The sequence below is a fragment of the Cohnella sp. LGH genome (genome assembly GCF_017671885.1).
GTDB lineage: Bacteria > Bacillota > Bacilli > Paenibacillales > Paenibacillaceae > Cohnella > Cohnella phaseoli.
Genome location: NZ_CP072117.1, coordinates 5,171,431 through 5,185,893, shown reverse-complemented (window position 1 = coordinate 5,185,893; position 14,463 = coordinate 5,171,431). Strand labels below are relative to the sequence as shown.

Below are 14,463 nucleotides of genomic sequence, written 5' to 3'. Positions count from 1 at the left end.
TCCTGCAATTGCGAAATCGGCGGCGGACTTGTGTGCAATCTACTCTAAATCGTGGCTTATCTTATTGAATTTGATACTTCCGCACTTTTATTGATTATTTCAAACTATACTTGTAAGAGTGGATTGACGCGCGTACATTCTCTTATTTATAGTAAAATCAGTATTGAAAATAATGGAAAAGCAGCGGCGTTCCGCCGAGGGGGAGAGCAGCGATGGCGAGCGGTGAGGCGGCCGGCAAGGAAATCATTCGCGCCGAAGGGATCAAGCGCGTATTTGGCAGAGGTTCCGGAGCGGTCACTGTGCTGAAGGACGTGGATATTCAATTGTTCCAAGGAAAGCTGGTTGCCTTGAAAGGGAGATCGGGTTCCGGCAAAACGACGCTGATCAATCTGTTAAGCGCGCTTGACCAACCCACCGAAGGGAAAATTACGTTTAACGGACGCGAGTTGACTTCGATGACCGGCAAGCAGAGGGACGAGGTCAGGCGCAAGGAGATGGGGCTCATCTTTCAATCGTTCGCTCTAATCCCTCTCATGTCGGCATATGAGAACGTCGAATTCGTGCTAAGGGTGTCCGGCTATCCGGCACAGGAGCGAAAACAAGCCGCGGTCGAGGCTCTGGAAAGAGTCGGATTAAAGCCGCGCATGCACCATCGTCCTTTCGAGCTGTCCGGGGGCGAGCAGCAGAGAACGGCCATTGCCCGCGCCATTGCGCACAAGCCGAAGCTGATTTTGGCGGATGAACCTACGGCCGAGCTCGACAGTCGAACGGGGCTGCATATTATCAAAGTGTTCAGAGATCTTGTGGAGCGCAGCGGAATGACGATCGCGCTAACGACGCACGACCCGGCGATTATGGAAATCGTAGACCAAGTATACGAACTGGAGGATGGGCAAATTGTCTCGCATTCTTAGAAAAGTTGTTACTCTTGGAATCGCTTTCTCCATCGGCGGCGCGCTGGCCGGCTGTTCGCTGCTGCCTAAGGAAGAAGAAGCGCTTAAGCCGCCTCTCGTCAAGCCGAAGCAGGAAAACTATAAGACGGTCGCCGCGGACAAAGGATCGATCGTCAAGTCGATCAACGGCAGCGGAGTGTTCGAATCGGAGGAGACAAGCTCCGCGCAATTTTCGGGGCAAGGGGGGCGAATCGACAAGATTTTCGTCAAATCCGGCGACAAGGTCAAGAAAGGGGATCTGCTCGCACAGCTGATCGTGGACGGCTTGGACATCCAGCTGAAGGAGCAGCAGCTTGCGTTGGAGAAGGCGAAATACGCCTTCCGGAATGCGCGCGATTCCGACGAGCAGGCATTCAAGATTGCCGGACTTCAGGTTGAGGTCGAACAATTGAAATACGACAGGCTCGATAAGCAGTTTAACTCCAAACAGCTGATCTCCGAAATCGACGGTCAGGTCGTGTTCGCCGAAACCCTTGTAGAAGGCGATTTCGTCGAGCCTTACCAGACGCTGGTTACGATTGCCGACCCTAGCAACATGCGCTTGGCCTTGCGAGCGGACAGCGGCGATTCCATCAAAGACGTACAGGTCGGATTGCCGGTGGAAGTCACCTACAAAGGTGAGAAGATAACCGGTACGGTTACGCAGACGCCTTCCTCCGCGCCGGAGACGACCAATCAGCGGCTGACCGAGAAATACGCGCGAACGCTGTACATTGATTTGCCGAGCATTCCGAAGGAGGCCAAAATCGGCTCGATCGCGGATGTGAAGATCGTTACGGAACAAAGGGACGATGTCGTGAAAATACCTCGCAGCGGCTTGCGCTCCTATCTTGGCCGCAATTTCGTGCGGGTGCTGGAGGACGATCAAAAGCTTCGCGAGGTCGACGTGGAGCCCGGCCTGGTCGGCTCGACGGAGGTCGAGATTGTTCAAGGGCTCAAGGAAGGCCAGCTCGTCGTGCTGCAATAAACGGGTTGCAAACGGTTGCAAGGAGGTAACGATTTGGCGCTCTTCATCATGATCATCCGTAAAATGATCAACAATAAATGGCTCGTCTTAAGCTTGTTTTTCGGCATCCTTATGACCGTAGCGCTCGTCGGCACGATGCCGATCTATTCGGAAGCGATATTGAGCCGCATGCTGGTCAAAGATTTGGAGACGTTCCAGAAAGAAAGAAATCTGTATCCGGGACAGCACTGGTCGCTGATCAGCTTTGGCAACGAAGACGCGGGGAAACGGACGTCGACGATCGATGCGATGGATCGGTACATCAAGCAGGAAGCCGGCCCGAGCTTCGGCGTTCCGGTCAAGGAGATCGTGCAGGAACTGCGTACCAAGTCGTTTCGAGTCTACACGGAGTACGATCCCGACAAGAAAAATGCGCCTACGGCCGCGATTCGCGCATACAGCGATCTCGGCGCGCATATTAAGCTGCTGGACGGCCGGCTTCCCGCCGATAAGCCCGTGAACGGCGTCTACGAAGTGATGCTGACGGAGCAGGCGCTGATCCGGTTCGGGATCGTCCTGGATCAGGTGTTGACGCTCAAGGACAACAGCATCCAGGGAACGGTCAAAATCAAACCGGTCGGCATGTTAACGAAAAAGGAGGACGACGATCCGTATTTTCGCAATGCGAGCCTGAGCGATCTGGGCGCCTCGTTCGTCGTCGACGACGGGCTGTTCGAGAACGAGTTCATTCGGGGCGGGACGATTCCGGTCGCTGCGTCGGGATGGTACGTTCTGCTGGATTACACGAAGATGGGATTGCGCAACGTCAACGATTTTCTGGTTACCGACAAGGCGATCCGGGACGAGGCGAAGAAGAAGGTTCCCGTTTTTCAGGCCGAATTTACCGCTCCGAGCATCCCCGTCATCGAGAAATATTTCGAGCGGTCCAAGCAGCTCGGCAAGCTGATGTGGTCCTTGAACGTTCCCGTGTTGATTATGCTCGGGTTCTATATGTTCATGGTGTCCAATCTCATCATCGACCGCCAGAAGAACGAGATCGCCGTTTTGCGCAGCCGCGGCGCGGCAAGATGGCAGGTCGTCGCTTCGTTCGCGGTCGAGGTTCTGCTGCTCTGCGCGGCGGCATGGCTGATCGGCCCGTTCCTCGGCATGTGGCTGACGAAGGTGCTGGGCGCGTCCAACGGATTTCTGGAGTTCGTGCAGCGCAGCAGCATGACGGTTCGCATCAACGAGCAGGCCTATCTGTACGGAGGAATAGCGGCCGGCGCTTCGTTCCTGATGATGCTCGTACCGGTGCTGCTTGCGACCCGAGTGTCGATCGTCGGCCATAAGCAGCAGCTGGCGAGAATGCAGAAGACGCCGTTCTGGCACAAGACGTTTCTGGACGTACTGGCGCTTGCGACCGCGTTTTACGGACTGTATTCTTTTCGCAACAGACTTAAAGCTCTGCAAAGCCTCGGACTAGGGGAGGACGATCTGAGACTCGATCCGCTGCAATTCGTCATGCCCGCCCTGTTCGTCGTCGGCGCGGGGCTGCTTATTCTAAGATTGTATCCGCTCATGCTGAAGCTGATCTACTGGGCCGGACGCAAATGGTGGTCGCCGTCCCTGTACGCTTCGTTGATTCAAGTCGGTCGGTCGAGCGGACAATATCAGTTTTTGATGATTTTCCTGATCATGACGATCGCGATCGGGGTGTTCAGCGCGGGAGCCGCGCGAACGATCAACATCAATATGGAGGAGCGCACCCGCTACGCGATCGGCGCGGACGTCGTCCTGCAGTCCCAATGGCCAAACGACAAGCCGCCGCCGGCTCCGCCGGGGTTCGGGCCGCCGGATCCGGCAGAGGCCGCGAAGGCGAGTGCGCCCGTTCATTATCTGGAGCCGAGCTTCGAGCCGTTTCGGAATTTGACCGGCGTAGAGGATGCGGCCAAAGTGTTTGTAAAGAAGGACGCCTCCTTCTCGGCGGACAGCAAGCTGGGAACGATAACGCTGCTCGGCATCGACACGGACGATTTCGGACGAACGGCTTGGTTTCCCGACCACTTGCTGAATTACCCGCTTTACGACTATTTAAATTTGATCGCGGCAGACCCGCGGGGCGTGCTGATCTCCAAGACGCTGGCCGAACAGCGGTCGGTCAAGGTAGGCGACACAATCAGCATCGGCTGGGAGAATGTCGATTATCAGCCGTTTGTCGTGTTCGCCATTATCGATTATTTTCCGACCTTTAACCCCAACCCGCCGCTGGGCACCGCGACCTCCGCGGGCGGGAAGCTGAACGCGCCTCCGATGCTCGTCGTCGGCAATTTGAACCGCATTCAGTTCCAGCTTGCGCTCGAGCCCTACCAGGTCTGGCTGAAGCTGAAGCCGGGAGCGGGGTCGCAGGAGCTGTATGAAAGCTTCCAGGAACAGAAGATTCCGCTTACGTCGATCGTGAATGCGAGGGAGGAATTGGCGAAGGTGAAGAGCGATCCGTTCCTGCTGGCGCTGAACGGAATATTGACGCTCGGCTTTATGATATCGATCGCCGTCAGCTTCGTCGGATTTTTGCTGTATTGGATTTTGTCGTTAAAAGGGCGGACGCTGCAAAACGGTATCATGCGCGCGATCGGGGTGTCGCTGCGGAAGCTGATCGGCATGCTGGCGATGGAGCAGCTGCTTACGTCCGGCGCGGCCGTGCTTATAGGCGTTCTGATCGGCAACTTGGCCAGCCGACTGTTCGTGCCGAACTTCCAGATCGCGTTTAATCCGGGCAGCCTCGTTCCTCCGTTTAAGGTTATTTTCGAAGCGATCGATTTCGTGCGCTTGTATTCCGTCGTAGCCTTTATGCTGGCTCTGGGACTCGGCATTTTGTCTTATATGCTCTCCCGCATTCGTGTTCATCAAGCGCTGAAGCTGGGGGAGGATTAGGCGATGATTACTTGCGAGGGCTTGGTCAAAATTTACAAGGCGGCCGATCTCGAGGTATTCGCTTTGCAGGGATTGGACCTGCAGATCGAAGCCGGCGAGCTGATGGCGATTATCGGCAACAGCGGCAGCGGCAAATCGACGCTGATGAATATGCTCGGCGGATTGGATCGGCCGACGGCCGGCAAGCTGGAGATCGACGGCAAAAACATGCTGAAGATGGGCGAGCGGGATCTGGTCCGCTACAAGCGGGAGAGCGTCGGCTTCGTCTGGCAGAATAACGCGCGTAATTTGATTCCTTATTTGACGGCGCTTGAGAACGTGGAGCTGCCGATTTTGCTCAGAGGCAGGCGCAAGCGGCTTCGCGCGCTGGAGCTGCTCGAAGCGGTCGGTCTGACCCATCGCAAAAACAACAAGCTGCATCAGCTGTCCGGAGGAGAGCAGCAGCGCGTGGCGATTGCCATCGCGCTGGCCAATCACCCGAAGCTGCTGCTGGCCGACGAGCCGACCGGCTCGGTCGATTCGAAGATGGCCGACCAGATTCTCGATCTGTTCCGGGAGCTGAACAGAACGATCGGCATTACCGTCGTCATCGTCACGCACGACCCGCTGCTGGCGAAGAAGGTCGACCGCGTCGTCGCGATTCGCGACGGCAAAATTTCCTCGGAAATGCTGCGACGCAAATCCTACGCCGAGGAGCTGGCCGAGCTGGAGCTGGGCATCGCCCAATCGGAGGAGGATTCGCACGTCGAGTTCGCGATCCTCGACAAAGCGGGCCGCCTGCAGGTTCCGGCCGCTTACCTGGAGTCGATCGGGGTTAAGGATTCGAATAAAGTCAAGCTTGAGCTGGCCGACGGAAAAATCGTGCTGACCTCTCCGGAGGCGTCTGGCGGAGAGGAATAACGGAACGATGTATAAATTGATATTGGTAGACGACGAGGCGGATGTGCGGGAGGGCGTGCTCGGCGAAATCGACTGGGAGACGAACGGCTACGCGGTGATCGACGTGGCCGAAAACGGGCGCGAAGCGCTGGAACTGGTCGAGAAGTCGGCGCCCGATGTCGTCGTGACCGACATTCGGATGCCGTTTATGGACGGACTTCAGCTTGCCGAACGTATCCGCTCCGCATACCCGTCGACGAAGATCATTATTTTGACCGGATACGACGAGTTCGAATATGCACGCAAAGCGATCCACCTGAATATCGAGGAATTCGTGCTAAAGCCTTTTTCCGCAGGGGATTTATTGCAGGCACTGCGCAAAGTAAAGGGAAATCTCGATGCGGAGCTGGCAGAGAAGGCCAATCTCGATTCTTTGCAGGAGCATTACCGTCGCAGCATTCCCGTTCTGACGGAACTGTTCCTCGTATCGCTCATTACCCGTCAGCTTGCTCCGCACGATATTCGCGAGAAAACGGAGCATTACGGAATGTCGCTGGAAGGCCGTCACTACGCCGTCTCTGTCATGCAGCTCGACGGTCCGACTCCGGAGGGCGAATCCGGCGGCGCCGAACGCAGCCCGAGTCGGCTTCGGTTCGACTTCGAGCTTCAGAGCTTTGCCGTACGCAATATTGCCGAGGAAATCGTCTCCGCTCGCGGCGGGAGAGGCTACGTGTTCCAGCACAGCAACGGCGTCGTGCTGATCGAGATCAGCCAGCAGTCCGATCCCGAAGCCGTACGCGCCGGCACAGCCGTCTTGCTCGAAGAAATTCGCCACAATGTAGAAAAGTATATTAGAAGAACGGTCACGATCGGAACCGGTGCAGTGACGTCCAGTCTGACCGATGTCAAATACGCCTATGCGGACGCTCAGGCCGCGTTGGATTATCGTATTTTGCTGGGCAACAACCGCATTATCGCCATCGAGGACGTCGAGAGCCGCACCGTCGCTCCCATTCGCTTCGACGAGCTGCAGGAGCAGGCTTTCCTGCGCTGCTTAAAGGTCGGTACCGCGGAGGAGATGGAAGCGATCGTCGACGGTCTGTTCGCGCCGCTGATCGCGGCCGAATCGTCCTGCTCCTTCCGCGACGCGCAAATTTTTCTGCTGCAGATCGTCACGGCGATGCTGAAGGTGTCGCAGGAGCCGATGCGGCGGACGTTCCAGGAATCTGCGCTCGGACCAGCCGGCGAACGCGCCGCGTCCGGCGATTGGGTGAAGGAGATTACCCAATTCGCCGGCCTGGGGGAAGCGAAAGCGTGGGTCATCGCCACTTGCGCCGCCATGATGAGCCGCATTGCCAGCGAGCGCCAAAGCACCTATCACTCGCTCGTCGAGCAGGCCATTCAATACACGAAAGCCCATTACGCGGACGACGATCTGTCCATTGCCAAAGTGTGCGCCCAGCTTCACATTAGCCCAGGCTATTTCAGCAGCGTCTTCAAACGGGAGACCAAATCGACCTATGTTAATTACCTGCTGCATTTGCGCATGGAGACGGCCAAGGAAATGCTGCTGACTAGCGAGCTCAAGACGTTCGAAATTGCCGAAGCGGTCGGCTACGCGGACCCGAATTATTTCAGCTTCAGCTTTAAGAAATACGTCGGTCTGTCCCCCAAGGACTACCGAAGCCGCGGAAGGGGGGAGCCGTTATGAGGCCCTTCCCGCCGCGGCTTTTCCGCTTCAAGAGCATCCAATTTCTGATCATGGCTTCATTCACGGCGATGACCGTGCTCGTCGTTGTGCTTGTCAGCATCGTTCTCTACAACAAATTCAATCGCACCGCAGAGAACAACGCCTTCCTGAGCAACCAGCAGGTCATCTATCAGGTAGCGTCCAACCTGGAATATTACATTCGCAGCATGACGGTCGTATTCTCCTCCGTCGAGTACGAGATCAAGGCGGCCGGCGAATTGCCGGACAAGGCGCTGACCGAGCGCATGAACACGATTTTCCGGACGCGGGAAGACCTGGTGACGATCGGTTTGTTCACGGAATCGGGCCAACGGATCACGTCACTCCCCGCGGCGGACATGCGCGGGAATACGCATCTGACTTCCCAGAGCTGGTTTCGTTCCGCCGTCGAGAATCCGAATCATCTCAGCTTTTCCATCCCGCATGTCCAGAATCTTTTTAAGAGCAGTTATAAATGGGTCGTGTCGATGAGCAAAGGAATCAAGCTGCCGCTGGCCAATGGGGAAGAGATGAACGCAGTGCTGCTCGTCGACGTGAACTTCAAGATGATCGACGATCTGTCCCGCAGCGTGAAGCTCGGGCAGAAAGGATACGCTTACATCATCGACGATTCGGCGGGCAACATCATCTACCACCCGCAGCAGCAGCTCATTTATGCGGGGCTGAAGTACGAGAACGTGGAGCAGGCGCTCAAATATACGTACGGAAGCTATTTCGACGACTCTACCGGAGTGGACAGGCTTATCACGATTCAGACGGTCAGCAACGTCGGTTGGAAAATCGTCGGCGTGTCCTACATGGACGAGATCGTGACGACGCAGAAGGAGATCAATACGTTCCTCTTCTGGCTGCTGCTTGCCGTTCTTGCTTTCGTGCTGTTGATTACTCTCTATATGTCGGCCAAAATCTCCCAGCCGATCAAGCGCCTGGAGAAATCGATGCAGCTGGTGGAGCGGGGAAACTTCGACATCCATATTCCGATTCGCCGCGACGACGAGGTCGGACGGCTGTCCCGACGCTTCAATTTGATGGTGAACCGCATTCGCGAGCTGATGAATCAAAATATTTACGAGCAGGAGGCGAAGCGCAAAAGCGAGCTTGAAGTGCTGCAATCGCAAATTCATCCGCACTTTCTGTACAATACGCTGAATTCGGTCGTTCGAATGGCCGGCACGGGCAAAAACGAGGACGTCATCACGATGATCACCTCGTTGTCGAGGTTTTTCCGGATCAGCCTGTCCAGGGGGGAGCGTTTTATCCCGGTTTCCGACGAGCTTGAGCATATTCGCCATTATTTGATTATCCAGAAAATGCGCTACAAAAATAAATTCGAGTTCGAGATCAATGCGGAGGAGGCGGCGTTGCCGTGCAGGACGCTTAAGCTTGTTTTGCAGCCGCTCGTCGAAAACGCGATTTACCACGGCATAGAACCGAGCGTGGACCAAGGCTTGATCCGTATCCGCGCAGGCATCGAGGAAGGAAAGCTGATGCTGCGGGTCGAGGACAACGGAATCGGCATTCCTCCCGCTAAGCTGAAAACGTTGCTGACCGAAACAAGCCTTGGCAACGACGAGGGCACGGGCATCGGATTGAGGAACGTACACGAACGAATACGGCTGAATTACGGCGAAGAGTACGGTTTGCATATAGAGAGCGAGCGCGAGGAGGGCACGACCGTTACCGTCAGGCTGCCGTGCCGGCAGGAGGGACCGAAATAATGAGGGGAAAAGCGGCTGCTGCCGTTGTCGTTATCGCCAAGCAGGATCGGGGAAGGGGAGGAATAATGAGGAGAATAGCGGTTGCGGTCGCGACCGCGAGCATCTTTGCGCTGCTGCTCTCCGCATGCGGCTGGGGCGAGGATATTCGCACCGTTCCGGGGGAGCAGCGGAACATCGCGCTGATCGTCAAAAACAAAGACGGAGAGTTTTGGAATACGGTGAAAATGGGCGCGGAAGCGGCGGCAAAGGAATTTAACGTCAAGCTTGTTTTCGACGGTCCGACGAATGAGATCGATACGGAGACGCAAGTCGAGCTGGTGAACAAATATTTGGTGTACGGGACGGAAGGGCTTGTCCTTGCCGCCAACGATTACGTTCAATTGGCGGACTCGGTCGCCAAGGCGGATAAGCTGGGCGTCCCCGTCGTCACGATCGAATCCGAGGTGGATTCGCCCAAGGTGACCAGCTTCATCGGCATCGACAACTACGAAGCGGGCCGCAAGGCGGCGCAGAAGATGCAGGAGCTGACCAAGGATAAAGGCCGGTTCGTTATTTTGAACTTCTTGAAGGGCTCGCGCAATGCCGAGAGGCGGGAGCGGGGCATCCGGGACGAATGGGCGGATTCGCCGGACATGCAGGTGCTGGAGACGGTCTATTGCGATTCGTCGGCTGCAAGCTGCGGCCAAGCCACGATCGACATTCTGCGCAAGTACGGGCATATCGACGGAATTCTCGCGCTCAATTCGGCGGCTTCCATCGGAGCGGCGGAGCAGCTGCAGAAATTGGGCAAGGACGGCCTGGTCAGGCTCGTCGCCTTCGATAATACGCCCGAGGAGCTGGAATGGCTGCAGGAGGGGGTCATTCAGGCGACCGTTATTCAAAACCCGTTCAGCATGGGCTACTTGGGCGTCAAAACCGTCGTCGAGGCGATCGATCGGCAGAAGGTTGCCGCTAGAATCGACACCGGAACGAAAGTGATCGACGCAGAAAATATGTTTTGGTCGGACAATCAGAAGATGCTGTTTCCGTTCGTGCAATAGCGAAGAGACATGAGGATTTCGATAGAAATGAGGAGGATTTTGAATTCGAATTTCCGTTGGGATCGGACATAATCGAGCTGTAAGCAAACAAACAGATTCGAGGAGGTCAATAGCAGGATGAAGAAAAAAGCACTTACTGTTCTCGTTGCGGGAGCGATGCTGACGGCGGTGACCGCAGGCTGCAGCTCGAACAACGGCGACGGCTCGTCTTCGGGAGGCAAGAGCAGTGGCGGTGAAAGCACGATCGGGGTCGCCATCTACAAATTCGACGATACGTTCATGACCGGCGTTCGCAACGCGATCGAGAGCGCCGCTTCCGGCAAAGCCAAGGTCGACATCGTTGACAGCCAGAACTCCCAGCCTACTCAGAACGATAAGGTGGATCTGTTTGTTTCCAAGAAGTACAACGCGATGGCGATCAACCCCGTAGACCGTACGGCGGCGGGAGTCATTATCGAGAAGGCGCAGAAAGCGAACATCCCGGTCGTCTTCTTCAACCGCGAGCCGCTGGCGGACGACATGAAGAAATGGGATAAAGTATACTACGTCGGCGCGAAGGCCGAGCAGTCCGGTACGATGGAAGGCGAGCTGCTCGTCGACTATTGGAAGGCGCATCCGGAAATGGACAAAAACAAGGACGGCGTACTGCAATACATTATGCTGAAGGGCGAGCCTGGGCATCAGGACGCGGAGCTGCGGACGAAGTTCTCGATCCAGGCGATCGAAGACGCCGGCATCAAGGTCGAGAAGCTGGCCGAGGATACGGCGATGTGGGACCGCGTCAAGGCGCAGGACAAAATGGCGACGTTCCTGTCCGCTCACGGAGACAAGATCGAGGCCGTGCTTGCGAACAACGACGATATGGCGCTGGGCGCGATCGAAGCGTTAAAGGCGGCCGGCTATTTCAAGGACGACAAATTCCTTCCGGTCGTCGGCGTAGACGCCACGGCTCCAGCGCTGCAGGCGCTGTCCGACGGAACGCTGCTCGGCACCGTGCTTAACGACGCGAAGAACCAGGGAGCCGCGACGCTTAATCTGGCCGTCGCGCTCGCCAAAGGCGAGACCCCTTCCAAGGATAACTCCGGCTACGACATTACGGACGGCAAGTACGTATGGGTGCCTTACAAGAAAATCACGAAGGACAATATGGACGACGCCAAGTAAGGGGAATAGGGCGGGGAGCGGGCAAGCCTTGCGCCGCATCCCCGCCCTTGTTCGCATAAGAGATAAATCGTGCAGACACCGATCGTGCAGACACTGATCGTGCAAACACCGCGATTCTGTCAGTTGATGCGTTCAACTTTATGCGGTTTATCGTACAAAAACGGCGCTAGAAAGGTCGAGTTAATAGATTTGTACGATGAATCGTATAAATTGAGCTCAATTAAACAAAGCGGGATGAGTTTTGAACGAAATTCCAGCTAAAAGCTGGCGAGTGGAGAATGGCCTAATCTCAGGAACGACGATCAGATCCTCTTTCGAACGCGATACTGCGTCTAGAGGACTCCAAGGTGTTTTGGCTTGGTCCGGCGGCAATCAGGAGGTGCGTGCTTTGATAGCGACTGTGGCAGAGAAGATTAATTTGTTGGAGATGAACGGAATTTCGAAGGCTTTTCCGGGCGTTCAGGCGCTAGACGACGTGACGCTGCATATCCGCGCAGGCACCGTGCACGCGCTGATGGGCGAGAATGGAGCCGGCAAATCGACGCTGATGAAATGCCTGTTCGGCATATACGCGCCGGATGCCGGGGAGATTCGGATGAACGGGGAGAAGCTGCATCTGCCGGACTCGAAGGCGGCGCTGCAAAGCGGAATCTCGATGATTCATCAGGAGCTTCACCCGGTTCCGTATCGGAGCGTGATGGAAAATATTTGGCTGGGCCGCTTTCCTTTGCGAGGGTTCTGGCCGTTTTATTTCGTGGACGGCAAGCGGATGCGCCGCGATACCGAGAAGCTGTTCAAGGAGCTGGATATGGATATCGATCCCGAGACGATTACGGGCAAGCTGTCGGTGTCGAAGATTCAATCGCTCGAAATCGCCAAAGCGGTGTCCCACAACGCCAAGATCATCGTCATGGACGAACCGACGTCCTCCTTGACGGGGAACGAGGTCGAGCATCTGTTCCGCATTATCGCGGAGCTGAAGCAGCGCGGCGTCGCCATTATTTATATTTCGCACAAAATGGAAGAGATTTTGCGCATTTCCGACGAAGTGACGATTATGCGCGACGGCAAAAAAATCGGCACCTGGGACGCGAAGGAGTTGACGACCGATCTGATTATTTCCCGTATGGTCGGCCGGGATTTAACCCAGCGCTATCCGGAGCGCAGCAACGTTCCGGGGGAAGTGGTACTGCAGGTCGACGGCTTTACTTCCTCGTTCCCTAAGTCGTTCCGCGACGTCAGCTTCGAGCTTCGCCGGGGCGAGATTCTGGGCGTCGGCGGGCTGGTCGGCGCGCAGCGAACGGAGCTGATCGAGGCGCTGTACGGCATTCGCTCGCTGGCGTCCGGCACGATGAAGCTGCACGGCAAGCCGATTCGCATCCGCAGGCCCGTCGATGCGATCCGTCACAAGATGGCTTTGCTGACCGAGGAACGCCGGGTAACCGGAATTTTCCCTGTATTATCCGTGCTGGAAAATACGGTAATCGCCAATCAAAAACGATATCAGACGTCTTATCTGCTGCTTGAGGAGAGCAGGAGGCGCAAGGATACGGACGACAGCATCGAGCGGCTGCGTGTGAAAACGCCTTCGGCAAAAACGCAAATCCGCTATCTATCCGGAGGCAATCAACAGAAGGTGCTGCTCGCCAGATGGCTGCTGACCGAGCCGGACATTCTTCTGCTGGACGAACCGACGCGCGGCATAGACGTCGGCGCGAAGTTCGAAATTTACACCATCATCGCGGAGCTGGCCGCCCAAGGCAAAAGCATCGTGATGATCTCTTCCGAAATGCCCGAGCTGCTCGGCATGTCCGATCGCATTATGGTGATGAGCGAGGGCCGACTGACCGGAATTCTGGACGGCAACACCGCCACGGAAGAAGAAATCATGAAGCTTGCCGCCCAACATACGGCTTGATCGGAGGATACCTCATGAACGTTTCCATTCAACGGACGAAAGCATTTGTGACGGATTACGCGATTTACATTGTGCTGGCCGTGCTCATTATCGGCATTACGCTGTCCGATCCGTCCTTTTTATCGTTAAGCACGCTGACCAATATTTTGCATCAAAACTCGACTAAAGCGATTATCGCGCTCGGCGCCGCTTTCGTGCTGATCACGGGCGGGGTGGACCTGTCCGCGGGTCGCGTCGTCGGCTTGTCCGCCGTCGTCTCGGCTTCGATGGTGCAGCTGGCGGATTATCCGCGCAAATTTTTCCCGGAGCTCGACACGCTTCCTGTAATCATCCCCGTTCTGCTCGCCATTGCCGCCGGTCTTCTCGTCGGGTTGATCAACGGACTGATTGTCTCCAAGCTGCACGTTCCCCCGTTTATTACGACGTTGGGCACGATGGTCGCCGTACTCGGCATCAATTCGCTCTATTTCGATATGCCTCCGAACAGCTCGCAGCCGATCGGCGGCTTGCGGCCGGAATTTACGAAATGGGGCTCGGGCACGATCGAGCTCGGCTCGTTTAATTTGCCGTACCTCGTCATTATCGCCATTGTCGTCGCCATCGTCTGTTGGGTGATCTTCAACAAAACGCGGCTAGGCAAAAATATGTACGCCATCGGAGGCAACGTGCAAGCGGCGCACGTGTCGGGCATTAACGTCAGCCGCAACTTGCTGTGGATCTATAGCATCGCCGGGGCGCTGTACGGATTGGCCGGCGTGCTGGAAGCGGCCAAGTCGGGCGGAGCCTCGAACAACTACGGCAACATGTACGAACTGGATGCGATCGCGGCGTGCGTTGTCGGCGGGGTATCGACGACAGGCGGCGTCGGGACGGTGCCCGGCGTGATGGTCGGCGTAATGATTTTCGGCGTCATCAATTACGGGCTGACCTTTATCGGCGTGAATCCATACTGGCAGCTCATTATTAAAGGGCTGATTATCGTCGCTGCGGTCGCTTTCGATATCCGCAAATATTTGGCGAAGAAATAGGAGCTTGAAGCGAGGCGGCCGAGAGTAAAAGTTTGAAGCACGCGAGGTGGCTGAGGGTAAAAGTTTGAAGCAAGCGAGGAGGGCGAGGGTAAAAGTTCGAAAGCAAGTTTCCTAGCGCCGGGGAAAATGGTAAGCT

The 14,463-nt window shown here is 56.2% G+C and carries 10 protein-coding genes; all 10 read left to right on the top strand.

The genetic code is table 11. From position 1 onward, the window contains the following. The first annotated feature begins 212 nt into the window (after positions 1-212). The 10 genes from J4772_RS22355 (at position 213) to mglC (ending at position 14,327) form a co-directional block, all read left to right on the top strand. Positions 213-914 carry an ABC transporter ATP-binding protein gene (locus J4772_RS22355; protein WP_116061474.1) on the top strand — a complete coding sequence of 234 codons (702 nt, stop codon included), beginning with the start codon at positions 213-215 and terminating at the stop codon, positions 912-914. Further along, positions 898-1,920: an efflux RND transporter periplasmic adaptor subunit gene (locus tag J4772_RS22350; RefSeq protein ID WP_209071446.1), complete on the top strand. Its 1,023-nt coding sequence runs from the start codon at positions 898-900 to the stop codon at positions 1,918-1,920. Before J4772_RS22355 ends, J4772_RS22350 begins: the two co-directional genes overlap by 17 nt. A 33-nt stretch (positions 1,921-1,953) precedes the next feature. Continuing rightward, positions 1,954-4,830, top strand: a complete 2,877-nt coding sequence (locus J4772_RS22345) for an ABC transporter permease (RefSeq protein ID WP_209071445.1) — start codon at positions 1,954-1,956, stop codon at positions 4,828-4,830. Positions 4,831-4,833: 3 nt separating this feature from the next. Next, positions 4,834-5,730 carry an ABC transporter ATP-binding protein gene (locus tag J4772_RS22340; RefSeq protein WP_116061471.1) on the top strand — a complete coding sequence of 299 codons (897 nt, stop codon included), beginning with the start codon at positions 4,834-4,836 and terminating at the stop codon, positions 5,728-5,730. A 7-nt stretch (positions 5,731-5,737) separates the two neighbouring features. After that, positions 5,738-7,420, top strand: coding sequence for a response regulator (locus tag J4772_RS22335; RefSeq protein WP_209071444.1), 1,683 nt, complete (start codon positions 5,738-5,740; stop codon positions 7,418-7,420). Beyond that, positions 7,417-9,177: a sensor histidine kinase gene (locus tag J4772_RS22330; protein WP_209071443.1), complete on the top strand. Its 1,761-nt coding sequence runs from the start codon at positions 7,417-7,419 to the stop codon at positions 9,175-9,177. The genes J4772_RS22335 and J4772_RS22330 overlap by 4 nt, the downstream gene beginning before the upstream one ends. Next, positions 9,177-10,217 (top strand): substrate-binding domain-containing protein, encoded by a 1,041-nt coding sequence (locus J4772_RS22325; RefSeq protein ID WP_209071442.1) that lies wholly within the window; start codon positions 9,177-9,179, stop codon positions 10,215-10,217. Before J4772_RS22330 ends, J4772_RS22325 begins: the two co-directional genes overlap by 1 nt. A gap of 117 nt (positions 10,218-10,334) precedes the next feature. Then, positions 10,335-11,381 carry a galactose ABC transporter substrate-binding protein gene (locus J4772_RS22320; protein ID WP_116061467.1) on the top strand — a complete coding sequence of 349 codons (1,047 nt, stop codon included), beginning with the start codon at positions 10,335-10,337 and terminating at the stop codon, positions 11,379-11,381. Between the two features lie 427 nt (positions 11,382-11,808). Then, positions 11,809-13,299: a sugar ABC transporter ATP-binding protein gene (locus J4772_RS22315; RefSeq protein WP_209077354.1), complete on the top strand. Its 1,491-nt coding sequence runs from the start codon at positions 11,809-11,811 to the stop codon at positions 13,297-13,299. Positions 13,300-13,313: 14 nt separating this feature from the next. Continuing rightward, positions 13,314-14,327, top strand: a complete 1,014-nt coding sequence (gene mglC / locus J4772_RS22310; protein WP_209071441.1) for a galactose/methyl galactoside ABC transporter permease MglC — start codon at positions 13,314-13,316, stop codon at positions 14,325-14,327. Positions 14,328-14,463 lie beyond the last annotated feature (136 nt).